The 23,467-nt window shown below is 43.7% G+C and carries 17 protein-coding genes and 1 tRNA gene; 12 read left to right on the forward strand and 6 right to left on the reverse strand.

What is annotated here, in order from left to right; genetic code table 11:
* Nucleotides 1-269: 269 nt before the first annotated feature.
* Both AC1DPZ_RS00545 and AC1DPZ_RS00550 read left to right on the forward strand, forming a co-directional pair.
* A complete protein-coding gene (locus AC1DPZ_RS00545; RefSeq protein ID WP_477400493.1) occupies nt 270-1,034 on the forward strand; it encodes a hypothetical protein in 765 nt (254 codons plus the stop codon).
* Entirely contained in the window at nt 1,031-1,987 is a 957-nt protein-coding gene (locus AC1DPZ_RS00550) for a hypothetical protein (protein WP_477400495.1), read from the forward strand. The genes AC1DPZ_RS00545 and AC1DPZ_RS00550 overlap by 4 nt, the downstream gene beginning before the upstream one ends.
* A gap of 6 nt (nt 1,988-1,993) precedes the next feature.
* Here AC1DPZ_RS00550 and AC1DPZ_RS00555 read toward each other — a convergent pair whose 3' ends face one another.
* Nucleotides 1,994-2,500: a hypothetical protein gene (locus tag AC1DPZ_RS00555; RefSeq protein WP_477400496.1), complete on the reverse strand. Its 507-nt coding sequence runs from the start codon at nt 2,498-2,500 to the stop codon at nt 1,994-1,996.
* A gap of 33 nt (nt 2,501-2,533) precedes the next feature.
* Here AC1DPZ_RS00555 and AC1DPZ_RS00560 point away from each other — a divergent pair, with 33 nt between their 5' ends.
* The 5 genes from AC1DPZ_RS00560 (at nt 2,534) to AC1DPZ_RS00580 (ending at nt 9,266) form a co-directional block, all read left to right on the forward strand.
* Nucleotides 2,534-2,782, forward strand: a complete 249-nt coding sequence (locus AC1DPZ_RS00560; protein WP_477400498.1) for a hypothetical protein — start codon at nt 2,534-2,536, stop codon at nt 2,780-2,782.
* Nucleotides 2,783-2,785: 3 nt separating this feature from the next.
* Nucleotides 2,786-3,607, forward strand: a complete 822-nt coding sequence (locus AC1DPZ_RS00565; RefSeq protein ID WP_477400499.1) for an SOS response-associated peptidase — start codon at nt 2,786-2,788, stop codon at nt 3,605-3,607.
* A gap of 215 nt (nt 3,608-3,822) precedes the next feature.
* Nucleotides 3,823-4,566 carry an ImuA family protein gene (locus AC1DPZ_RS00570; protein ID WP_477400501.1) on the forward strand — a complete coding sequence of 248 codons (744 nt, stop codon included), beginning with the start codon at nt 3,823-3,825 and terminating at the stop codon, nt 4,564-4,566.
* Between the two features lie 2 nt (nt 4,567-4,568).
* Nucleotides 4,569-6,068 carry a Y-family DNA polymerase gene (locus AC1DPZ_RS00575; RefSeq protein WP_477400502.1) on the forward strand — a complete coding sequence of 500 codons (1,500 nt, stop codon included), beginning with the start codon at nt 4,569-4,571 and terminating at the stop codon, nt 6,066-6,068.
* Nucleotides 6,069-6,080: 12 nt separating this feature from the next.
* A complete protein-coding gene (locus AC1DPZ_RS00580; protein ID WP_477400503.1) occupies nt 6,081-9,266 on the forward strand; it encodes an error-prone DNA polymerase in 3,186 nt (1,061 codons plus the stop codon).
* Between the two features lie 27 nt (nt 9,267-9,293).
* Here AC1DPZ_RS00580 and AC1DPZ_RS00585 read toward each other — a convergent pair whose 3' ends face one another.
* Nucleotides 9,294-9,515, reverse strand: a complete 222-nt coding sequence (locus tag AC1DPZ_RS00585) for a DUF6965 family protein (RefSeq protein WP_477400504.1) — start codon at nt 9,513-9,515, stop codon at nt 9,294-9,296.
* A 138-nt stretch (nt 9,516-9,653) separates the two neighbouring features.
* On the opposite strand from AC1DPZ_RS00585, the gene AC1DPZ_RS00590 reads away from it, so the two are divergent.
* The 5 genes from AC1DPZ_RS00590 to AC1DPZ_RS00610 all read left to right on the forward strand — a co-directional run bounded on the left by AC1DPZ_RS00590 (nt 9,654) and on the right by AC1DPZ_RS00610 (nt 18,005).
* Nucleotides 9,654-10,625: a hypothetical protein gene (locus AC1DPZ_RS00590; RefSeq protein WP_477400506.1), complete on the forward strand. Its 972-nt coding sequence runs from the start codon at nt 9,654-9,656 to the stop codon at nt 10,623-10,625.
* A gap of 272 nt (nt 10,626-10,897) precedes the next feature.
* A complete protein-coding gene (locus AC1DPZ_RS00595; protein WP_477400507.1) occupies nt 10,898-11,251 on the forward strand; it encodes a hypothetical protein in 354 nt (117 codons plus the stop codon).
* Complete coding sequence (locus tag AC1DPZ_RS00600) at nt 11,248-12,063, forward strand: hypothetical protein (RefSeq protein ID WP_477400509.1); 816 nt, start codon at nt 11,248-11,250, stop codon at nt 12,061-12,063. Before AC1DPZ_RS00595 ends, AC1DPZ_RS00600 begins: the two co-directional genes overlap by 4 nt.
* 254 nt (nt 12,064-12,317) lie before the next feature.
* Entirely contained in the window at nt 12,318-14,537 is a 2,220-nt protein-coding gene (locus tag AC1DPZ_RS00605) for an AAA family ATPase (RefSeq protein WP_477400510.1), read from the forward strand.
* 75 nt (nt 14,538-14,612) lie between these two features.
* Nucleotides 14,613-18,005, forward strand: coding sequence for a TM0106 family RecB-like putative nuclease (locus AC1DPZ_RS00610; protein ID WP_477400512.1), 3,393 nt, complete (start codon nt 14,613-14,615; stop codon nt 18,003-18,005).
* 60 nt (nt 18,006-18,065) lie between these two features.
* On the opposite strand, the gene AC1DPZ_RS00615 is transcribed toward AC1DPZ_RS00610, so the two are convergent.
* From AC1DPZ_RS00615 to AC1DPZ_RS00630, 4 genes are all read right to left on the reverse strand, one after another.
* Nucleotides 18,066-19,298, reverse strand: coding sequence for a site-specific integrase (locus tag AC1DPZ_RS00615; RefSeq protein ID WP_477400514.1), 1,233 nt, complete (start codon nt 19,296-19,298; stop codon nt 18,066-18,068).
* Between the two features lie 239 nt (nt 19,299-19,537).
* Nucleotides 19,538-19,611: transfer RNA gene (locus tag AC1DPZ_RS00620), tRNA-Asp, on the reverse strand.
* 198 nt (nt 19,612-19,809) lie between these two features.
* Nucleotides 19,810-22,194 carry a hypothetical protein gene (locus tag AC1DPZ_RS00625; protein WP_477400515.1) on the reverse strand — a complete coding sequence of 795 codons (2,385 nt, stop codon included), beginning with the start codon at nt 22,192-22,194 and terminating at the stop codon, nt 19,810-19,812.
* Nucleotides 22,195-22,273: 79 nt separating this feature from the next.
* Complete coding sequence (locus AC1DPZ_RS00630; protein WP_477400516.1) at nt 22,274-23,449, reverse strand: DUF4249 domain-containing protein; 1,176 nt, start codon at nt 23,447-23,449, stop codon at nt 22,274-22,276.
* Nucleotides 23,450-23,467: the final 18 nt, after the last annotated feature.

Genomic DNA, 23,467 nt, shown 5'->3' on the forward strand with positions numbered 1-23,467 from the left:
TTTGCCAGAGATGTTATAAAGTGAGATAACCTTGTCGTACTCCGGTACCAAAGAGGAAAAGTGGGCCGCCACTTTAAAAAGCAAAACCACTGTGTATCATGAGTCATGACACGATTATGGAGTTAATAGGTTTAGGCCAGTTAGCCGTCGCGTTCATCAGCGCCTGCAGGAAGAAAAACTAAGGACTGTTTGAATAAGAAAAGCCACCCTCTGGTGGCTTTTCTTATTCTGGCTGTATTTTAATGCTATTTTTATGCAAATTTTAGGAAATGAAAAAGTACGTAGGCTATTTTGATCTTATGGGTTATAAAAACTTCATTGAAAACAATGAGACTGATGAGACCAGAAGGCGGGTTACACACATATTAAGAGACATTGAAGCGGCGCTGGGCAAGGGAGAATATAAGGAGGGTGGTCACGGTGTTTTACATGCCGATCTCAGCGCTTCAAAACYACAGTGCATCACTATTTCTGATACTGTGATCTTCTGGACACTGGATGACAGCAAGGAAAGTCTGATGGAAATCCTGAAGGTTTGTTTTGATTTCAATTTCAAGCTCAACCTCCATAATTTCCCGGTCAGAGGAGCACTGGTATTTGAAGCCATCGAAATGATTAACGGTTTTCAGCGCAATAATAACGGCGGCACTTACAGCGTAAATACAATTTACGGCAAAGGTTTGGTGAAAGCGCATATCAAAGCTGAATCACAATACTGGGCAGGTACGGTTATTGATCAGTCGGCAATTGAAAAAATCGCAGAAGAAAATGATGTGGAGCAAGTGCTCGCTCCGTTTGCAATGAAAACGCAGGTGCCTTATAAAAATGGATGCCCGATACAGGATCGGGAATATGCCTTCAGACTTTGCATAGGATGGCTGAATGAAATAGCGTACGGTAACTGGAAAAAAGGTATAGAAGAGGTTTTTGCTGCCGATAATAAAGGAATGGATGATGCCGGTATAATAGCAAAACTTGCGAATACAATCGCTTTTCTTGATGAACATAAAGAGCGGGAGATAAAAGCACAATGACACAGGGAGATATAAGAAGGCTTCACCTGTTTAACAAATATGCGGATCACCTGCTTTTTTTAAAGGACAAGGGTATCCTTGTAATTGATTTAAAATTCGACCGAACCTATATCTGCCCGGTTTGTAAAGAACAGTTTTCCGAAGCCGCGTTAGACCAGTCCACAGAAAACCCGCTGACGCTTGAAGACGCACCACCAAAATCATTGGGAGGCAAAGCTGAAGTATTGACCTGCAAAGCCTGTAATAATACCTGCGGGCAAAAAATAGATGTGCATCTTACCGAACGGCTTGTGGAGATTGACCAGAAGAAATTTAAACCGGGGGTAGCATTTGCCGCAGAAACTGAGCATAATGGGGAAAAGGTACAGAGTTATATAAAAGTAACTGAAGAGGGCGAAATTACCGTTAAGCATGACAAGCTCAAAAACAACCCGGAAACCCTGAAAAAATATCTCGAAACAACCGGAAAGGACGATCTGATCAATATTAGTTTTAAGGACTCCAAGGTTGACGTGCATAAACTGCAGATCGCCTTGCTAAAGACCGGTTTTCTGCTTGCATTCGCGAAATTCGGCTATTCATTTATACTTGACCCGACATACGATCAGATTCGTGCGCAACTCAAATACCCTGACGAAAACATTTACCCGATTGATTTCTGGTTTAATACGGAAGTGTTTAAACCTTATTATGGTGTACCGTTTGTTATCGAACCTGGCATCGAAGCGATATTTCCAATCTTTGCATTAAAGACGGATTTTACCGAACATACATTTGCAGCCATATTGCCGCTCACGAGCAAGCCGATTGAGCAGGTCATCGCAACGCTAAAGGGTAAATTTGAAAAGCACCACGGTTTCGAAGCGGCTATGGATGCGATGAACCAAACGGACTATCTATTTGACGATTCCGCTATCGTTAAAATGCTTGAATGGATAAAGAAAGTCAAATAAAAGCAATTATCTCCGGAAGACCTCCAGGGTTTTCAGGTCAGCCGTCAGATCATGCATCGGACATACTAATCTGCCGTCTTTCTCCAGCATTGCTGTACCTAAGTGCGGACATTTTCTGCCGGTACATATTTGCCCGACGAAGGATTCATACCAGCGGTTATACTGTTCGACTTTTGGCTTTTGCTTTTCGGTAGGTCTGTCGGGTACACTTAGGCCGGTTTCCAGCCGAAGACATTTAATGCTTTGAAATGTTATCCTTATGAATTTGTACAATCCACCGCTTTCCGGAACAATGACTGCTGCTGTATGACCACCGGATAAGCTAAACTCATGGACCATTCGTGGATGCATGTCAAATCTTCCATCGATGTGATAGTGCTTATGAAGAAATCCAAATTGCGGATCAGCATGTAAATGATCAAATACCGGAATATAATAGGTCCCCCCATCACCATTCATCATGATCTCAGCACAGCTAACATTATAATACTCACCGACTTTAAGTTCCATCATTAATCAAATATAAAAAATAGTTAACTTTAACTGATGAGGGAAATTGAGCCGCCTTTTGAGATTGAATACCAGGATAAAACCGCTAAAGTGACTGAAGCTGAAATAAAGGAAAGACGTGTTTTTCATATACAGTTTAAGGATACCCGTAAACCGCTGACGATCACTGTTGCTGAAGACAGGAAAGAAGTGAAATTTTGGACATCTATTCCGGAGGGCCGACAGCAGGAAGCGGAAGAGGTTGGCAGGCTGATTGCCCTCCACATTAGAAGTAAAAAGAAATAAGATATGTGTTATTACAACGGACAGAAAGTGACCAGGGCTGAGTTCATTGAACTCAAAAGACTGGAAAAAGCCGTAAGAAATTATGATTTTCTCAATGTGGATGTGCATAACGGATTTAACTACAGACCAAGTGCCGTTCTGATACCTAATGAGGATTTGACTGATTTCGACATCGTGCAGATGGAATGGGGATTTATCGGTAATTATATACCTGACCGCGCTGAAGCGGAAATGTTCAGGAGAAGATATACGACCCTGAATGCGAAAGCCGAAAATTTATTTGTCAATGAACAGGGTAAGCGCTCTATGTGGGCAGATGCCGCGGAAAAGCGGCGTTGTTTAGTCTTGTCCACCGGAATTATAGAATCCCGGCATGTGTTCCCGATGGGTAAAAAAGGCGTTCCCCTTAAAACTGCCGATAAGTATCCTTACCAGGTTGGGTTAAAGGGTCGTGAATATTTTTTCTTTCCGGGAATATGGAACCCGTGGACGGATAAGTACACGGGTGAACATGTTAACACTTTTGCTTTGGTTACAACCGCGGCAAATGCGCTGATGAAACAGATCCATAATTCAAAAGAGCGGATGCCTACAATATTAAACGACGACCTTGCATGGGAATGGATGATGACCAATCCGTCTAAAGACCGGCTGACGGAAATTGCATTGACGCAAATTCCATCAAGAATGATGGAAGCTTGCACTATCGGCAAAGAATACAGGACTGCCGGAGAAGTAAACCCACATGAATATGCTGACCTGGCCCCGATCAATATGACGTATATAGATGCTGAAGAGCTGGAGTTTGATCACTGGACAACTTAAATAATTGAATAATTTTTCTACAAAGGGGTGCCGTATTGGTACCCCTTTTTTTATTTCAAAAAAATTTATTCAATTATTTGCAAATGCTAATATTTTTAGCATTAATTTTGTTGTTCACTTTTTGCAAAGGATTTTTCCGGTTGTGGGGAAACAATATCACAGATAATACAACTTATACAGACGATGAATAACTAACTCAATTTAAAGCAAATGTGATGACGGACGAAAAAAAAGAACTGATCAGCCGGTTTAAAAAAGACATCCTTTTATGGGAAGGCTTCAGACCTCCGCAAAGCGGTGCCGGAGCAGTTTTCGGCCTGGGGCCTATCGAAGCCGCTTTTCCTAATGGGGTATTTCCGAAAGGTGTCATCCATGAGTTTATCAATGCAGTGCCTGAACATGCTGCAGCCTGTGGCGGTTTTATCGGCGGCCTGCTGGCTTTATTGATGCAGGATAGTGCTGTTTGCCTTTGGATCAGCGTATCCCGGAAATTATTCCCGCCGTCCATGAGCGATTTTGGCGTAGAACCGGACAGAATCATTTTTGTCGATCTGGCAAAGGAAAGGGATGTGCTTTGGGTTATGGAGGAAGCCCTCAAATGTGAGGGTCTTTCAGCGGTCGTAGGCGAAATCGATTCACTCAGCTTAACTGAATCCCGCCGGCTGCAGCTTGCTGTAGAGCATAGCAGGGTAACAGGATTTATCCTTCGCAGCAATCCCCGCAAAGCAGGAACTACGACCTGTGTGGCCCGCTGGAAGGTAACACCGGTACCCAGCGAAACGGAAGACGAAATGCCGGGTGTGGGTTTTCCGCGCTGGAAAGTCGAATTGTTAAAGGTGCGGAACGGGAATCCCGGAGTTTTTCATTTGGAATGGTCTGCAGATCGTTTTTTGTCACTGGCAACGGAAGAAGACAGATCTGCAATGGTTTTACCCGAACAGATACAGCATGCCGTATAGTTATGCGCAAACGTTATGTTTCAATATGGTTCCGTCATTTGACGACAGACTGGCTGACCCTCAGGCAGCCGGAACTGAAGGACACGCCCTTTGTTTTCGTCGTGCCGGATCACGGACGGTTTATTGTTACAGCAGTGAGTTCTGCAGCAGCGGTTCAGGGAATCGAACCGGGTATGCGGGCAGCGGATGCCAAAGCGTTCGTGCATGGGCTAAAAGTCATCGATGACAAACCGGAGCGTGCTGCCAAACTCCTGAAAGGGATCGGTGAATGGTGTGTTCGTTATTCACCGGTTGTCGCCGTTGATCTGCCTGATGGTTTAATTCTGGAGATCAGTGGCTGCGCGCATCTCTGGGGCGGTGAACGTGCATATCTGACGGAGATCGTTTCGCGATTGAAAAAAAAAGGCTATACGGTGCGCACCGCGATGGCGGATACCGTAGGTGCCGCATGGGCAATTTCCCGTTTCGGTCATATCACACCGATTATAGCCAGCGGTGAACAGGCGGCAGCGATCCTTCCGTTACCTCCGGCTGCCCTGCGTTTAGAAGAGGACCTGCTGGCGTTATTGCAAAAACTGGGGTTTTATACGATTCAAAGTTTAACTGGAATTAAGCGTTCTGCTTTACGACGGCGTTTTGGTGAAGCGCTTCTGTTACGGCTGGCACAGGCGCTTGGACAGGAGGATGAGATCATTTCTCCCTTGTCTGTCCCGGTTCCTTTTCAGGAACGCCTGCCTTGTTTAGAGCCAATTCGTACCCGGACAGGTATAGAAATAGCAATTACCAGACTTCTTGAAAGCTTATGCCTGCGCTTGCAGCAGGAAGGCATGGGGTTACGGACAGCGGTTTTAACGGGCTACCGGATTGACGGCAAAGTGGAGCAGATAGCCATCGGCACGAACCGCGCTACACACAGCGTCAGCCATCTTTTTAAGCTGTTTGAATTAAAAATATCAGCCATTACCCCGGCGCTGGGTATTGAGCTTTTTGTCCTCGATGCACCAAAAGTGGAGGAGGTGCCTAAAGTACAGGAGGCGCTTTGGGCAGGCAAACCCGGTCTTGCTGACCAAAGTGTCGCGGAGCTGCTTGACCGGGTTGCTGGTAAGGTTGGCGCAGGTGCGATCCATCGCTACCTGCCGCAGGAACATTTCTGGCCTGAACGTGCTATCGTAAACGCATCACTGCAGGCAAAGAAAACTACAGCATGGCGCAACGATAAACCGAGGCCGAGTCTGCTGCTGCCCAGGCCGGAGCCTATCCAGGTATCCTCGCCGGTGCCGGACTATCCGCCTATGCTTTTCAAATACCAGGGTAAGGTTCATCATATCAAAAAATCAGACGGTCCCGAACGTATCGAGCGGGAATGGTGGCTGGAAGAAGGTGAGCATCGCGATTACTACCACGTTGAAGATGAGGAAGGTCAGCGCTACTGGCTTTTCCGGTCGGGACATTATACCGGAGATCACCTTTATCAATGGTTTTTACACGGTTTTTTTGCTTAAAAGGGACGAGAGATGAGTTATACAGAATTACAGGTCACCAGCAATTTTACCTTTCTGCGGGGAGCGTCTCATCCTCATGAACTCGTAGAACAGGCTGCGGCCTATGGCTATAACCGGATCGCTATCACGGACCGTAATACAATGGCCGGGATTGTGCGTGCACACGTAGCCGCCAAAGCCAGCGGGATCAGTATTATCCCGGCTTGCCGCCTGGATCTGCTGGACGGGCCAAGCCTGCTGGCGTATCCCACCGATCAGGACGCTTACTGCCGTCTTTCCGCATTGCTGACTGTGGGCAATCTTCGTGCCGAGAAAGGCAGCTGCCATCTGTCTAAAACGGATGTATACCAGCACGCTGCAGGCATCAGATTCGTAGCTATTCCCCCCGATACTCTCAACCGGCGTTTTAATTTCGAATCCCTGTTTACAAATAACCTCGCTGAATACCGTGAGGCACTGGGTGATTCGCTATATCTCGCAGCAACCCGTTCCTATCTTGGCAATGATGATAAAAAGATATTCCGCATTTCACAGCTATCTGAAAGGTATAATATCCCGATGGTGGCAACCAATGATGTGCATTACCATGATCCGGGCCGTCGTGAGCTGCAGGATGTGCAGACCTGTATCCGGGAAAAATGCACGATACATGAGGCTGGTTTCAGACTGCATCAGAATGCCGAAAGATATCTGAAGCCCATTGATGAGATGGAACGCCTTTTTCGCAGGTATCCGGATGCTTTGCAGTCTACACAGGAAATCGCTGAATCCTGCACTTTCTCGCTCAGCGAACTCAAATATATTTATCCCGAAGAGATCAACCGGAGCGGACGAAAACCGATGGACGAATTGACGTACCTGGCATGGGAAGGCGCTAAAAAGCATTTCAACGGCTGCATTCCTGACAAAATTGTCGCACTCATCAAATACGAGCTGAAATTCATACAGGAAATGGATTATGCTAATTACTTTCTGTTCGTCGAAGACATCGTGCATGAGGCAAGAAGCCGCGGTATCCTTTGCCAGGGACGCGGGTCGGCTGCTAATTCAGCGGTTTGTTTTTGCCTGGGAATCACTTCTGTGGACCCGGATAAATACGACCTCTTATTTGAACGCTTTATTTCTCCTGCAAGGAACGAGCCTCCCGATATCGACGTAGATTTTGAACATGAACGCCGCGAAGAAATCATCCAGTATATCTATGACAAATACGGACGTGACCGTGCAGCGATTGTAGCTACGGTCACCCAGCAGCATCAAAAAGGTGCAATTCGTGATGTCGGGAAAGCAATGGGCCTGTCGGTGGATACAATTAACCGGCTTTCGGGTTCCATCTGGGAGCACACTGACGAATGGTTCGAGGGAAAGCTGCTCAAAGCCCAGGGCCTGAACCCGGACGATCAGAACCTGAAGAAAACCCTGGAACTGACTGCACTGATGATGGGGTTTCCGCGGCAGCTTGGACAGCACACAGGCGGGTTTGTGGTAACGCAGGGAAAGTTAACAGATCTGTGTCCTATATTGAACGCCAGGATGGAAAACCGCACCAATATCGAATGGAATAAAGATGATATTGATGCACTCGGTTTCCTGAAGGTCGATGTGCTGGCATTAGGAATGCTGACCTGCATACGCAAAGCGTTCGACCTTTGTAAAAAGTATTATGATCTCGATCTGACGCTGGCGAATGTACCTCAGGATGACCCCGCAGTTTACGAGATGGTCTCCCATGCAGATACCATAGGTGTTTTCCAGATTGAAAGCCGCGCACAGCAGTCAATGCTGCCACGGCTTAAACCTAATTGTTTTTATGACCTCGTAATCGAAGTAGCAATTGTCCGGCCAGGTCCGATACAGGGCGACATGGTGCATCCATATCTGCGGCGAAGGAACGGAGAAGAACCCATAGACTACCCTTCACCGGAACTGAAAGAGATTTTGGGGCGGACTTTAGGCGTACCTCTTTTTCAGGAGCAGGCAATGAAGATCGCTATTGTTTGCGCAGGGTTTACTCCTGCAGAGGCAGACGGACTGCGAAGAAGCATGGCAACGTTTAAGGCCAAAGGGCTTGTTAACCATTTCGAGCAAAAACTGGTAGATGGCATGATGGGCAAAGGTTATACCGAAGAATTTGCCCGCCGTATTTTTAACCAGCTGAAGGGCTTCGGCAGTTATGGCTTCCCGGAAAGCCACGCTGCAAGTTTCGCGCTGCTCGTCTATATCTCCTGCTGGCTCAAATGTTACTACCCGGATGTTTTTGCAACAGCAATCCTCAATAGCCTGCCAATGGGGTTTTATCAGCCTGCCCAGCTGGTGATCGATGCGCAGAAGCATGGCGTTGATGTGCGGCCTGTGGATATCAATCATTCAACCTGGGATCATTTAATGGAAGAAAAAGCAGGGAAATACCATGCCGTGCGCTTAGGGTTCCGCCAAATAAGCGGGATCCGTGAAGAGGACATAGAAATTTTGCTGGCTGGCCGGCTTGGCGGTTATTTTAGTATACCTGCCTTGCGGGATGCCGGGGTATCTCAGGCTGCATTGGAAAGGCTGGCCGATGCGGATGCTTTTCGCTCCATCGGACTTGACCGCCGTCGGGCTTTGTGGGAGGTTTCTGCCTTGCATGACCGGCCGGTGGAATTATTTAAAGGTCAGCCATCGGAAAGCGTAACGGAAGGACAGGTGTCTCTGCCGCTGATGACTGCCGGGGAACACGTCGTACAGGATTATGCTTCCGTTGGTTTATCGTTAAAGGCACATCCTGTCAGCTTTATCCGGGAAAAGCTGCGGCTGCTTCATATTCTGCCGACTAATGACATCAACAAGAATGTTAAGGCCGATCAGATCGTGAAGGTTGCAGGTTTGGTTTTGGTACGGCAAAGGCCGGGTACCGCAGGCGGTGTTTGTTTTATCACTATTGAAGATGAAACCGGCTTTTCTAACCTGGTGGTATTTGAAAAATTTTTTGACAAATATCGTAAGGAAATACTGCAGGCCCGGTTGTTGATGGTGGAGGGTAAATTACAGCGTGAAGGCGAAGTTGTGCATGTGATCGTCCGGCGCTGCTTTGACCTGACCAGATTATTGGGTGACCTCGTTCAGCGGAAACAGGAAGATTTGCCGATACTGACCCTATCACGTTCGGACGAGAAAAGCGCACCGAATGACATTTTCTATAAAGGCCGGAATTTTAAATAGGCAGTAAACTCTTCCCTGCTTACCAAACTACCGGCTTGGAATTTCGGGCCCGCTGTATGGGTTTTCAAGGGCGTTCATAATCTGCATTAACCTGTGCCTCGCATGCTGATCTTTGGGATTAGACTGTATCGCTTCAATATTTCTTTTTACGGCGTCTTTAACTTCAAATTGTGTAGTGGCCCGGTCTATTCTTAGTGTTTCGGGTAAAGTCGCAGTATTAAAATAATCCATTAGCTCCTGATCGGTCATGCTGCAAAGGTAAAAAAGCTGCTGATTAATCGCGTTCTGAAAAGTGAAGTGATAAAAATATGCTGATTTAAAAGATTTAGGCTGGTGGAAATTATTAATGATATCTTTAAACTTTAAACCTTATCATATCTGACATTTATGCCCTTTAAACAATATCTAAAAAACTCGATTGATTTCGAGCGTACACACCAGTTAATACTTAAAACATTATTATCGGACACTAATTTTGTGAAGCATCTCACGGGAGTGACAATTGCTGAACAAGCCAAAGTTCACCTTGAGCCTTATTCCAGCCTGTTTGATTTAGGCGTCTTTACTAAAAGTGAAGAATGCCTGTGCCTTATTGAGCTTAAAATGTGGTCAAGCCTCTCGAAGAACCAATTGGACCGTCAAAAATCTTTTCTTAGCAAACATCAAACGGTTGGACTACATATTCTGCTGGGAACAACTGATCTGCAGTATTTTAAAAATGAGCAATATGATGAGATCGCTGACCTTACTCATAATTTAAGCAAGAAAATAGGGTATAAGGAATTGATTAATATCCTTGATTCTTATATCTCTGAAAACGATAGCGCAAATACTACGGTCCAAATGGCAAGTGATTATAAAGCGGCACTTTCATCACAAGAAAAATACCTGATTAACGCCTGGCAAAACCCGAAAGCTCATGATCACCACCGATATTATTCTACCTACAGCAAAATTAAAAATTATTTGACGGACGAAAGCTTTTCCATCTACACCGTAAATAATCACGGCGGCGCAGTTTATATTCTGAACGATAGCAATTCATGGTGCGGCTTTAAGTACAAGGACTACAAATTTGAAATATATCAGGAAATTCTTAATAATCAATTGATGTTGCGTATCTATAGCGACGGGGTTTCAAATGATATCAGAAATGAGGTAAAACATAAATTCTTAAAGAAGTTCAAAACTACAGAGTATTATACAGTTGGCTGGGATCATGCTTTCAGAGCAAGCAAATTTCACAAGGTGGCTGTATATAATCCTAAACTGGAGAATTTAACTGATTGCGAAGCTGTTGCCAGATTACTTAAAAGCCTGAATCCTGTCATCAAAGAGATTGTCCGGAATCTGAATTAATTGTTGTTTGAATTAACTTGTTTATAAATGAAGTGTTTACTCGACAATTATTGAGATTAAGGTTACAAAACATTTAATAGTAAACCAAAATAACTAAAGCCCGATTAAAGGGGTTAAATTAACAACAGACTTCATCTCTTCGATAGTATTTCGAACTGCCTCCAGTCTCTGGGAGAAAGAATGCTCTGTTTATGTATTCATAAAAACCCTTTAAAACCATAACGTATTGTAAATAAAATACTTGTATATTAGGTCAACCTAACCAACATGCAATGAAAAATTATTACAATTACCCAAAATGGTTGTTTCTGGCAGCTATTTTATTCAGTTTGGAGCTGAGCTCCTGCACTCCTAAAGAAAAATTTGATGTCGAACTTACGGAAAAGGTGCACAGCCTGACGGAATCGGCTGTTATGCCCGTGAAAACCTATACTCTGGTCTATAGCGCAAAGGGCAATGCCAACATCAAGTTTATTGTTTCCAGTGGCAGCAAATACAGCATTCCCTCGCTCAGCGCGGCACAACTTGCCGCTTTGCTGGCGGTGCTCGACCGCCCCACAGTGAGTTATGATACTGTCAACCGGGAATTCCATGCGGCAGATACTGTGAAGGGGGGCCGGCAATGAAGAAGCTGAGGAATGCCATGCTGATAGTTATGTCCAGCTACCTGCTGAGCAGTTGCGGGGAAATGAAGAAGATTTACACAGGGAATGTGGTATATCGCTATGTCGATAATCAGGAGCTGCGCAACGACGATGACACCAAATATGACAGGCTGGAGATTTACGTTGTGGATACAGCGTTTAAAAGCCGGCTCGACGACAAGACCGACTTCGTGGTGATCAAGGATGATACCTACCTCAAGACGCTGAAACCCGATACAACAATTGACGTAAAGCCGCCAGTACAAAGTAAAGTCGATTTGAAAGGTGTCTATTATACTACCGAAAGTAACGTGGCGGCTGCAAAAGATTATCGTCAATCCTTTATCTACGGAGACATTAAGTTTGGTATGCAGGCACTTACCATCCCATTGAAATTCCGTAAAGCCATAGGTGACGGAGTACTGAATCCGTCCACCGTGGAGACAGGTTTTAACGTTGGATTTGCCCCGTCAGTAAAGTTTACAAGGAATGTCTTTAATCCCTTATCCAAAACCATGGGCAAATCGCTTAATCAGTATTCACTTACAACAGGCCTGTTGCTTAATCTGGGGACTACCGATTTGAAAAAGGCTTCAAATGCGCCTGGTATTTTGTCAGACCGCAAAAGTGCGACCTTCACCTATGGTACTTTTGTAATGTTTGGTATCAACAATATCAATTTCGGGTATGCATTTGGTATAGACAATTTACTGGGCAATAAGGGCGCGAACTGGGTTTATAATAAAAAGGGCTGGCATGGCATAATTGTTTCACTGGATGTCCTCAAATTCTGAACCGCCTGCATAAACACAATAATGTCCGCTCAAATGGCAAAAAGTTTTGTGGAAATAAAAAGCCTCGCTTGTTTAAGTGAGGCTTTTATCAATTTAGGCAAAATACAGCCATATTTTACACAGCACGAAGCGATTCAATTGCGTTTTATATTTCTGTACTTTAATGGTAATTTTACTTTGCTCTTAACAATCAAGCTTAATACGCCAAATAAGAAGCATCTGATACCAAGAACCATTAACCATTATCACGTCATATGATCACCTCCCTTTCCCTGAAGAACGTTGCATCCTATGATGCCGGCGGCATCAACCTCACCAGTCTAAAAAAGATAAACTTTATTTACGGGGCTAACGGCAGCGGAAAAACGACGATTACCAAACTGGTTTCATCGCACGCGGGACCAGGATTTGAAAACTGTGGTATAATATGGGAAAATGGACAGCGTCTCAAGGCATTGGTTTACAATAAGGAATTTCGCGATGCCAATTTTGGCAAAGGGAAGATAGACGGGGTATTTACCCTTGGAAAAGCTTCGAAAAAACAGACCGACGAGATCGAAGAAAAAGAAGTAATTCGTAAGGATCTTGTTGATAAAGGAAAACAAAAAGCCGAGACGAAAAAAAAATTCGAGGAAGAAAAAGCAGAAAACGAAAGTTCTTTCAGAGAAATCATCTGGGTAGAAATTTATAAAAAACATGAAAACGATTTTAAAGATGCCTTTATGGGAAGTATTGCCTCGAAAGATCGTTTTAAGTCCAAAGTTATAGAGGAGTTTGAAAACAATAAAAATCCTTTAGCTACCATTGATGTTCTGAAGGAACGGGCGGAAACGATATTCGGCCGTGCTCCTCTGCCAATGACCAGATTATCTTTACCTGCATCTGCCCGGCTGGATGAAATAGAAAATAATACAATATGGAATAAAAAAATCATTGGCGAAGCAGATGTAGATATCGCCAGACTTATTCAAAAGCTGAATATCAACGACTGGGTAAATGAAGGCAAAAACTATCTCCGGGATGATAATATTTGTCCGTTCTGTCAGAGTTCGACCATCACGGTCGGATTTCGAAAACAGCTTTCGGAATATTTTGACGAAGCTTTTCTTGCTGATACCGCACTTGTATCCGGACTTGCTGAAGAATACACCCAGTTTTCATCCAATCTGATAAATCAGCTTCAGCAGATCGAATCGACAGAACGCGGTAATAATTTGACTAAACTGCCCCTGGAAAAATTCTCTGCTTATCTGCAAACGTTTGTTTCCCTATGCCGATCAAACGAGGAACTACTAAGCAATAAAATTAAAGAGCCAAGCCGGAGTATTGATCTGACAAGTACGTCAGAACAGACACAACTGATCATGAATCTCCTTGAAATAGCGAATAGGGAGATTGACGGCCACAACAGGATTGTCAGTAACTATTTAGATGAAAAATCCAGATTGATAAAAGATATATGGCGATTTATGACTGATGCACACAAAGTGATCATCAGACCGCATATCGACAAGCAGACAAACGCTGACAAAGCGATCGCAGGGGTGGAAGCTTATCTGCAGAAACAGCGGGAACAGTTGAAAGAAACTGACAGAGAGCTTAAAGAGCTCCGTAAAACAGTTACAGGAGTCGAAGCCTCTATCGTTGAGATCAACCATACACTCACTGCATTCGGCTTTCATAATTTCTCTATCGTGCCTTTCAAAGCAGAACTAAATAAATACCAAATACAAAGAGAAAACGGTACGGTGGCTGACGCGACTATGAGCGAGGGAGAAATCACTTTTATTACTTTTCTCTATTTTCTTCAGCTCGTAAAAGGCAGTGTCTCGGAGGCTGATATAGCTGAAGACCGCATTCTGGTAATTGACGACCCGATCTCAAGTCTTGACAGTAATGTTCTTTTTATAGTGAGTTCACTGCTGAAACAGATCATTAGAAAAATAACCCAGAGGGATATTCCGTGTAATGTTAAACAGCTCATTCTTCTGACACACAATGTATATTTTCATAAAGAAGTTTCATTTGTGGAAAGCAGACTTTCGCAGTCGAATTCGGACAGGTCGTTCTGGATACTACGTAAGAATCATAATGTTAGTAAAATTCAGGCCTGCGGTCATGAGAATCCTATAAGTAATTCTTACGAACTATTATGGAAAGAACTGAGAAACCGGGATCATAATTCAGACATCACCCTTCAGAACACGATGCGGCGGATAATCGAAAATTATTTCAAAATTCTCGGACATATGGGCGATGAGCAGCTCACTGAGAAATTCGAGGATCCCGGTGAACAGCAGGTGTGCCGTTCTCTGCTATGCTGGATTAATGACGGCTCCCATAGCATACCTGACGATTTATATTTGGAACAACCTGATGATACTATAGATCGCTATCTTGATGTATTTCAAAAAATCTTTAAACACACCAGACACCAAGCGCATTATGATATGATGATGGGTATTACAGCGTAAAATCCGAATCGAACCGCGTATTATTAACCGGTTTTTATAAACTATATTTGATACAACCTTAGTCCCTGAACCAGCGTGCGCCAAACCAACGACTTTATCCAGTTATCAGCAAGCGACCTTTCAAATTTCATCGCTTGCCATCACCTGAGTTTTCTTGACCTTTCAGCTATTGAAGGTAAATTGCAGCGACCAGAATACCGTGACCCGCTGCTTGCTATTTTGCAAGAACGGGGACAGACGTTCGAGAATGAATATCTGCAAAGCCTTGTTGAAAGTGGCCATACCGTTGAGAATGTTTTTGACGGATCTAATGATTCAGGATTATCAAGGACGATCCGGTCAATGCAAAAAGGTATAGATTATATTTATCAGGCCACCTTAAATCACGAAATATGGAATGGCCGGGCAGATTTCCTGAAAAAGGTTGACAAACCAAGTAAGCTGGGAAACTGGTCCTATGAGGTAATGGATTCAAAGCTTGCTAAGGAAACAAAAGCGGGCACAATACTGCAACTTTGTTTATACTCACAGATTGTTGGGGATATTCAAGGAGCAGTTCCGGAATTTATGCATGTGATAACACCGGACGATGAGTTGCCATTACAGACCTATCGCGTTGATGATTATATGGCCTACCACCGGCTTGTACAAAAGCAGCTGCAGCAGCTGATAAATAAAGGAACGGAAATTGCAGATACTTACCCGCATCCAACGGCACACTGCAGTATCTGTAACTGGTGGCATCACTGTGATAGGCACCGACGGGATGACGACCACCTTTCTCTGGTTGCCGGACTTTCAAATGCGCAGCGTGAAGAACTTACGCGGCAGGAGGTAACCACACTCGCAAAACTTGGAGAACTTCCACTGCCGCTCGCCTTCCGGCCAGGCCGTGGTGCCGCCAATACTTATATTAGGCTCAGAGAGCAGGCACGTGTGCAGCTTCAGGCCCGAACCACTAATCAGCCGGTTTTTGAAACACTGGAAATTCATGAAGGTATCGGTCTGTCACGACTTCCTGAACCATCTCCAGGAGATATTTTCTTCGACTTTGAAAGCGATCCTTTTGCGGGCACAGGCGGCATGGAATATTTATTTGGCTGGCAGCTTGCGGACGAATCCGAATCCGGATATAACCGGCTATGGGCAGTGACCCAGCAGGCGGAAAAAGAATCCTTTCAGAGTTTCGTAGCGATGGTTATGGAACGCCTTTTATTATATCCGGAACTTCATATCTATCACTACTCACCATATGAACCCGTGGCGCTTAAACGACTGATGGGAAAATATAATATCTGCGAAACAGAGATAGATCAGATGCTCCGATCCGGTGTTTTCATCGATCTTCACAGTGTAACCCGGCAAGCGCTGCGGGCAGGTATTGAAGCATATTCATTAAAAGAACTTGAAGTATTTCATGCCTTTGAAAGAAAGATGGAACTTAGACAAGCTTCTTTGCAATTAAAAATTATCGAGCGCTATCTTGAAAGGGGGCAGGGACACGCGATTCCACAGGAAGCGAAGCAAGCTGTAGAACAGTATAATATGGAAGACTGTCTCTCCACCAGACACCTCAGGAGTTGGCTGGAAAGTATAAGAGCTGATTTTATTGCGGAAGGTACAATTATTACAAGACCGGAATCGAAGCCTGGTGAAGCGAGCGAGGCTTTAACTGACCATCAGGAGCGCATAATACAGCTTTATGAAAGGCTGACGGATAACATTCCATTAGACAGAGAAGAACGAAATGAGGAGCAACAGGCAATGTGGCTGCTGGCAAATATGCTGGACTGGTACAGACGGGAAGAAAAATCAAAATGGTGGGAATATTTCCGCCTTTGTGAACTTCCTCCGGATGAACTTCAGGAAGAGAAAGGTGCTCTTGCATTTCTGCAATTCACCGGTGCAAGAGAACTGGTAAACAGAAGCGTAATAGACCAGTACAGCTTTCCAAACCAGGACTGTGATCTAAAAACGGGTGATAAATTAAAAACCGGAAACGGCAATAGTATGGGCGAAATCGCCGGGATTGACCTGGAGAATTATTTGGTAGGTATTAAAAAAGGACCATCAATCAAAGACCAGCATCCTGAATCGGTCTTTGCTTTTAATGACATAAATGTAGGTGAAAAACCGTCCGCCATATTTCAGCTGGCAGCCTGGGTCGCAGATCATGAGATCAATAGTCCGGAACCCGATTACAGAGCGGCACGGGATCTTTTACTCGGACTGCCGCCAAGAACTATTGAAATATTCACATCTTCTTCGATTCCACAGGAAAGAGCAGTGGAATGGGTTCTACTACTTGAAAATGGCATTCTTCCGATCCAGGGTCCTCCCGGGGCAGGAAAAAGCTACACCGCCGCTCATATGATTCTGGGTTTGATCAGAAAGGGCAAAAAGATTGGAATTACGGCTCTTAGTCACAAGGTAATCACTGAACTTGTATACAAAGTTTTAAAGCTGGCAAAGGAGACAGAAACACAGCTCAGTTGCATTCAAAAAGTAAATTCACCCGGCGACCAGCTACCATCAGGGCTTCAGGAAACTAAAGATAACGCCGCCGTCCGTTCTGCCCTATTATCGGGTAATGCACAGCTTGCCGCAGGAACATCCTGGCTATGGGCAAGAGAAGAAATGACCGACACCGTGGACTACCTTTTTATCGATGAAGCCGGACAGTTCTCATTGGTAGATACGCTGGCAATTTCTCATTCAGCAAAAAACATGGTACTGCTCGGAGATCCTCAGCAGTTAAAACAGCCTCAACAGGGCTCTCATCCTGAAGGCACAGAAGTGTCCGTACTCGAACATCTTCTGATGGGTAATCAGACCATAGCACCTGAGAAGGGAATATTCCTGAATGAAACCTGGCGTCTTCACCCGAACATCTGCGCATTTATTTCTGAGATGTTCTATGACGGCAGACTAACCTCCCGGCCGGGGCTTGAAAAAACGCATCTTGAAGGTCATCCAAGGTTTCATGGTGCCGGCCTATGGTTTCAGGCAGTACTTCACGATGGCAACCAGAGCAATTCTCCGGAAGAAGTAATGGAGATTGTTAGTATAGTTACAGAACTGATAAGCGGCAAGGTCAAATGGACCGATTCCAATGGTTCTCAACGACCGATCAGCAAAGACGACATAAAGATCATCGCCCCTTATAATAAACAGGTTGCCGCTCTGTCCGCTGCACTTCCCGGATTATCTATCGGCACTGTTGACAAATTCCAGGGACAGGAGGCACCGATCATAATATTTTCAATGAGTACCTCAAATCCTGAAGATGCCCCCCGTGGCATGGATTTCCTATACAGTTCAAACCGGCTTAACGTTGCGGTTTCCCGAGCGAAATCAGTTTTTATCATGGCTGCAAACCCTAAACTCTTTGAACCTGATTGCAGAAATCCTGCACAGATGAAACTCGCAAATGCTTTTTGCAGGTTTATGGAAATGACTATCAATTGATTAGTGCCCTAAGTTATTCCGGTAGGAGGCGGATTCAGCCGAATCCAATGTGCCTGTTGCTTATGCCGTTTTTAGCTTTGACATAAGCTCCTTCATGTCCCTGCTGATCTTTTTCTCCTGAACCCTGGCGTAAATTTGCGTCGTGGTGATCTTAGTGTGGCCGAGCATCTTGCTGACCGTTTCAATAGGGACATCATTACCAAGTGTAACGGTAGTCGCAAATGTGTGCCTTGCTATGTGGGTAGTCAGATTCTTTTCTATATCGCACAAGTCAGCAATTTCTTTTAAATAAGAATTCATCTTCTGATTGCTTTTCATAGGAAGCAGTTTGCCAGCTGCAATACATGCTTCATGATCCTTGTATTTGTCGATAATGGCTATTGCATGTGGCAGCAATGGAACATTTGCGGTGATCTCCGTTTTCGTTCTGCGGGTCTCAATCCACATTTCACCATCTTTTCGTGCAATGATATGTTCGGGAGTTAATTTTTGAGCATCCACAAAAGCGTAGCCGGTATAACAACTAAAGAGAAAACAATCCCTGACTTCTTCCAGCCGCTTGATCTTAAAGTTTTTTGAAGCCAGTCGTAATAGTTCACCCTCGGTTAGTTCGTTGCGGACTATTTTCCGTGTTGTACATTTAAAGGCCATGAAAGGATTGGAGAATATCCAGCGGTTGTTTACCGCTATGGTCATGATCCGTTTAACCCGTTTGATGTACCCCATGACCGTGTTATGCTCGATACCTGCCTGAATTTTCAGGAATCTTTCGAAGTTGCTAATAAAAGTAAAATCAAGCTCTTCCAGTGATAGGTCATCTTTATGATACTGATACTTGATATACTCGTCAACTTTACTCCGTATGGTCTTATACTTTGTCAGCGTCCCTTTAACATAATCTTTGCCTACAAGACTTTCCACATCCCTGTTATGTTCATCAAATGCTTCCAGTAAAGTTTTGCTGGGAGGCGGGAGGACTACCTGTCCAGTAAATTTGTTCTTAATCACTTCGGCAGTAAGGGGTCCGCGATTCCTGTTCAGCGCAGCATATATCTCGAAGAGGTCATTGCTTACTTCATTGATATACCTGTTAGTAATACGGACTTCATCTCCGCTGCCCTTCATAAAACCACTCTTCGCATCCCATTTTTTAAGATTTAACTTCTTTTTCAGGGAAATTTCCGCACGTTTGCCATCTACAGTCACCCTTGCGTATAGGGGAGCCAGGCCGCTGCCATCTGCTTTTGCTTTGTTTGTCCAGAAAAGGACTGAAAAACTTCTTGAATTCTTCATAGCCATAATTTTGAATTTGAACCGAATAATAAATTTTGAATTGATTTAATGCGTTTTAACTCATTCAAAATCAATCAATTGCAGGCTATTCGGTTACCTAAATTAATGACTTCCGACAGGTAACCGAATAGCTAACCGAGGGGTCCATTTTCTTTGGTATGAAACGGGCGTTTATGGCATAAAAAAAACGCCTAAATCATTGATTTAAGCGTTTTCGATGGGTTTTGACAACCTTTTAGCGGAATGGACGGGATTCGAACCCGCGACCCCATGCGTGACAGGCATGTATTCTAACCAGCTGAACTACCACTCCGTTTGGGTGTGCAAATATACGCACCATTTTGTATTACACAAGTCCTTTTTTCAAAAAAATTGAATTTGCCTGTTTTGCCTTACCGTTTATGGCTTCAAAACGGTATTTGATTATTTTTCCTCATCTATATAAGGTGCTCTATATCAAAACAAAAAGGCCGGATTTACAACCAGGGTTACTTCTAAACTATTCATTTTTTTATTTTACTTCAAAGCTGAAATATTGGCTTCCGGCGTTGCCATTATCGTTTATCCCCTGTATTGAGCCCACATATTTACCTTTTTGATCGGATGTATAAAATGATACAACGCCTTTGCCAGCCGGGCTTGTATAAACATCGGGCGACCAAAACAGCAGATTCCTAAAATCTGGTACCCGGCTTTTCTCTCCTCTTTCGGTGTCATAAACGGGAGCATAAAATTCCCGCTTCAATTGCATTCCTTCGTAATCAAGTACTACAGCATGTGGGTCCATTTCAACGCCGCCAAGATCCCCTTTGTAGGTTGTAAAGCTAAATACACCTTCGTTTACCGATGGGCCATAAAAATAGCGATCTCTTATAACCTCAAGCTTTCTAACCTTTAACGGATCAATAGCCATTACTTTATCGATATTAAATACCGGCACATCGTCCAGTAAAACAAGGGGGTCGCCATCTAAAAATCCATTGTCATTTAAAACTTTTATATGATATCTGCCCCTGGAGCGTACAATATTGTCTTCTCTTACATATTCGCGCAATACCTCTTCCATAGTAGTAAAGCGGGTATAGTTATCTAAAAGGTATGTTTTGTAAGGCCGGGCATAAAAACCTGCACTATCAACCCCCGGATCATAAAAGCGTTTTATTTTACTACCGGCATATACATTTTGTACCTGCATGGCCAGGCTATGTTCTTCCAATGCTTTTTTTATGTCTGGTGATAAGGTATACTTTGGCCAGTCATATTTGCTATACTGTTCAGAGAAAGGGCTTAAAACATCTATCCGGAACGTAGAATCCCTCTCGGAATTTGTTTGAGCTACAACTTCACCCGGGCCAAATAATTGTTTTGTATTGAATACCAGCCTGCCTGATGAGTCGCTTTTTGAAACATATAACTGTACTCTTTTGCCCGGCACACTTAAATAAGTCACTACATCTTTTGCGGGGTTGCCTGTTATAGTACTTGTTATTTTGGCGGTTATAAGGTGGTCATTATATTCCGGTAAAAAAGTAAACGCCGGGCGGGTATTGTTTAATATACTGCTCCATTGAAACCTGCGCCAGCCTTGTGAAAGCATCAGGTTATCCATAGCCGCGTCGGCTTCGCTATTGGTGTTTTTAAAATAATAACCGGGCGCTTCAATGCTTCCCTGCAGATCTGACCGCAGCCACAGGTAGCTAAATATATCATCAGTATCTACGTGCTGTAATGAATCGATACGGTAAACAGACAGCGACATATTTGCCGGAATTGCAGCACCTGTTGTACTTTTTGCTTCTATATTAATACTTACTTTTTTACGGGTGGAATATAGGGGCTGATCGGTAGTGGCATTTATCAGCAGCTGTTGTTTTGGGCGCTTAAAATACAGCCTTTCACAAACGGGCTGTTTGGCATTGTTAAAAATGGTAATATGCGATACCCCATCGCCCAATTTACTTTTATCAATGCTAAAACGGGCCGCTCCGGAATTAAGCGGGGCACTTTCTGCCACTTTTACAAATTGCCTTGTATGTGCAAATAGGAATACCTCATTACCACCGGCATTACTATTTACAGTGACCTCTAAAGTTGATCCATTATCTTTTAACTGCATTACATACCCCCGGCTGTTAACCTCGGGCAATTCTTTAGTAACAGAAATACCCGAACCGGTTTTAATTACTCCCTTATATGTATTATTGGCAACAGGCGTAAACATAAAGCTGCCTATACCAAATTTTAATGGCTGAAAGCGGCACACCGTATCATTATGCTGATTGATAACAGCTCCCCGGCATACAGCGAGACCGTCTCCACTGGGTGTGGTAACTTTAAAAGCTACTTTGCTGGCTATCCCGGCTACAAGGTTGCCGCCTTCCGGAAAAAATTGAACATCGTAAACAGCGGCAGTTTCCTTAGCCGGGGCATCGGGTGATTTTAGTGGGTTTATTATAGTGATGTTTTTTTCAAAATAATAATCGGGACTAAAGTTTTTCATCCAGTTGGTATATGCCCTCAATTTGTAATTACCGTTGCTTACAGACACCGGAATATATAAGGACCCGTTACCAGTGCCATTTTTCATGGCAATTTTGGCCTGTATAATGGCGTTGTGGCCATTATCTATCACATCTACATAAACTACCTTACTCAGGGTAAATGGCTTGTGAAAAGCAGCATCAACAGCGTAGATCTTAAACCAGATAATTTCCCCCGGCAGGTAGGCACTTTTATCGGCATGTACAAAAACTTTTTCCTGTACTGTTGATTGTTTATATTGGTTAAAGCTGTTCCTGATCTCATCAATTGCCTGTGCAAAACAAGCTGTTTGCCAAAACAGCAGCACCCCAATTGATAAAACTATAATTTTAGCAGCTCTTTTAAGTTTTTTCATAGCCAAAGCCTGGTTTCGTTATATTTTAATGCGGGATGTATTTATCATACGTCACCGTTGTGTTTTGTTAATGCTTGTATCATGGTTGCCAGAACGGCGGCGGCAGAGATTGCCCCCTTATCCTGCAATCGGTACATTCTATTGATGAGTATATATATCCTATAATATTATTCATTTTTATAATTGGCGAAACGGGTATAGCTCCCCCATTTATTATAATACTTTGTACTTCATACTGCATATTTTTGGGGTTGTAATTCAAGGCAGTATCGGCAGAGCAATTATAAGGGTACACAGAATACCATTCTATAGGTAACTGGTTGTTATTAATATAGATCCTTTTTTGCTGCACATTGGTAATGCTTATGTACCCTATAACCGGCTCTTTAGGATCGGTTACGCAATGGATGTTTCCCTGTAGCTGCGAGGGCTGCGCATCAAAAATACTACCCAGCTGTTCGGTATTTTTCCTGATATTTTCCCAAAATGCATACGCCTCCTTGGTTAAGGCATACTGTTTTAATAAAATAGAATATCGTACAGATATTTTCTCAGCAGTAGATGGAATGGTTGTAATCGGTGCCTGGTATACTACATCAGATACCAACTTAGCAGTTGAGCCAATCAGGATGTTACTTGAAGCATCGCCCGTAAAACAATAGTATGATGCTTCAGATTCATTCCTATTCCGGATTGCTTTAGTGACCGGATCAACAATAAGACCAGATTCATACCTTGCATGAAACCTCCATGTTTCCTCAAAATCCCAGCGGTAATAACGTGTATTGTTGGTGGCATCGTGCGTGTTAACATATAGATTAAGGTTGCTGCCTTTAGGCACAAAACCAATGCTGTCAATAGCGGGCGTATTTTTTACCGCGATATAATCAGATTCGTATACCTTCTGTGTGTTAGCTATGTGCAGACGGTATTTTTTTGATGGATCAAGATTTACTGCTCCGTTAGAAGAATATTTACCGTTATTTAATGGCGAATGCAGTTCTGTAACCGGGTTGCCGGCCTCATCCTGTATGGTAACAGTATAACCAACCTGCGGCGAGCTTTGTACACTCTCTCCTAAGTTAACTGTTTGGCTAATGCTGATAACAGTAGGATCGCTGCCCGTATTTATTACACCTTCTACAACAAGGTAATGATTAGGACTGCTAACAATACTGGGGTTATATGGCTTCTTGCAGCCGGTAATTGCACCACCTATCATTATCAAACACCATATATATCTAAGCTTCATCATTTTCATAAAATTACTCCC

The sequence above is a fragment of the Mucilaginibacter sp. P4_G9 genome, assembly GCF_056400985.1.

Bases quoted from the DNA above. Each gene is read 5' to 3' on its own strand.
- AC1DPZ_RS00555 (WP_477400496.1), bottom strand. From the start codon at position 2,500: ATGATGGAACTTAAAGTCGGTGAGTATTATAATGTTAGCTGTGCTGAG.
- AC1DPZ_RS00605 (WP_477400510.1), top strand. From the start codon at position 12,318: ATGATCACCTCCCTTTCCCTGAAGAACGTTGCATCCTATGATGCCGGC.
- AC1DPZ_RS00575 (WP_477400502.1), top strand. From the start codon at position 4,569: ATGCGCAAACGTTATGTTTCAATATGGTTCCGTCATTTGACGACAGAC.
- AC1DPZ_RS00615 (WP_477400514.1), bottom strand. From the start codon at position 19,298: ATGAAGAATTCAAGAAGTTTTTCAGTCCTTTTCTGGACAAACAAAGCA.
- AC1DPZ_RS00550 (WP_477400495.1), top strand. From the start codon at position 1,031: ATGACACAGGGAGATATAAGAAGGCTTCACCTGTTTAACAAATATGCG.
- AC1DPZ_RS00565 (WP_477400499.1), top strand. From the start codon at position 2,786: ATGTGTTATTACAACGGACAGAAAGTGACCAGGGCTGAGTTCATTGAA.
- AC1DPZ_RS00625 (WP_477400515.1), bottom strand. From the start codon at position 22,194: ATGAAAAAACTTAAAAGAGCTGCTAAAATTATAGTTTTATCAATTGGG.
- AC1DPZ_RS00595 (WP_477400507.1), top strand. From the start codon at position 10,898: ATGAAAAATTATTACAATTACCCAAAATGGTTGTTTCTGGCAGCTATT.
- AC1DPZ_RS00590 (WP_477400506.1), top strand. From the start codon at position 9,654: ATGCCCTTTAAACAATATCTAAAAAACTCGATTGATTTCGAGCGTACA.
- AC1DPZ_RS00600 (WP_477400509.1), top strand. From the start codon at position 11,248: ATGAAGAAGCTGAGGAATGCCATGCTGATAGTTATGTCCAGCTACCTG.
- AC1DPZ_RS00630 (WP_477400516.1), bottom strand. From the start codon at position 23,449: ATGATGAAGCTTAGATATATATGGTGTTTGATAATGATAGGTGGTGCA.
- AC1DPZ_RS00560 (WP_477400498.1), top strand. From the start codon at position 2,534: ATGAGGGAAATTGAGCCGCCTTTTGAGATTGAATACCAGGATAAAACC.
- AC1DPZ_RS00580 (WP_477400503.1), top strand. From the start codon at position 6,081: ATGAGTTATACAGAATTACAGGTCACCAGCAATTTTACCTTTCTGCGG.
- AC1DPZ_RS00585 (WP_477400504.1), bottom strand. From the start codon at position 9,515: ATGACCGATCAGGAGCTAATGGATTATTTTAATACTGCGACTTTACCC.
- AC1DPZ_RS00570 (WP_477400501.1), top strand. From the start codon at position 3,823: ATGACGGACGAAAAAAAAGAACTGATCAGCCGGTTTAAAAAAGACATC.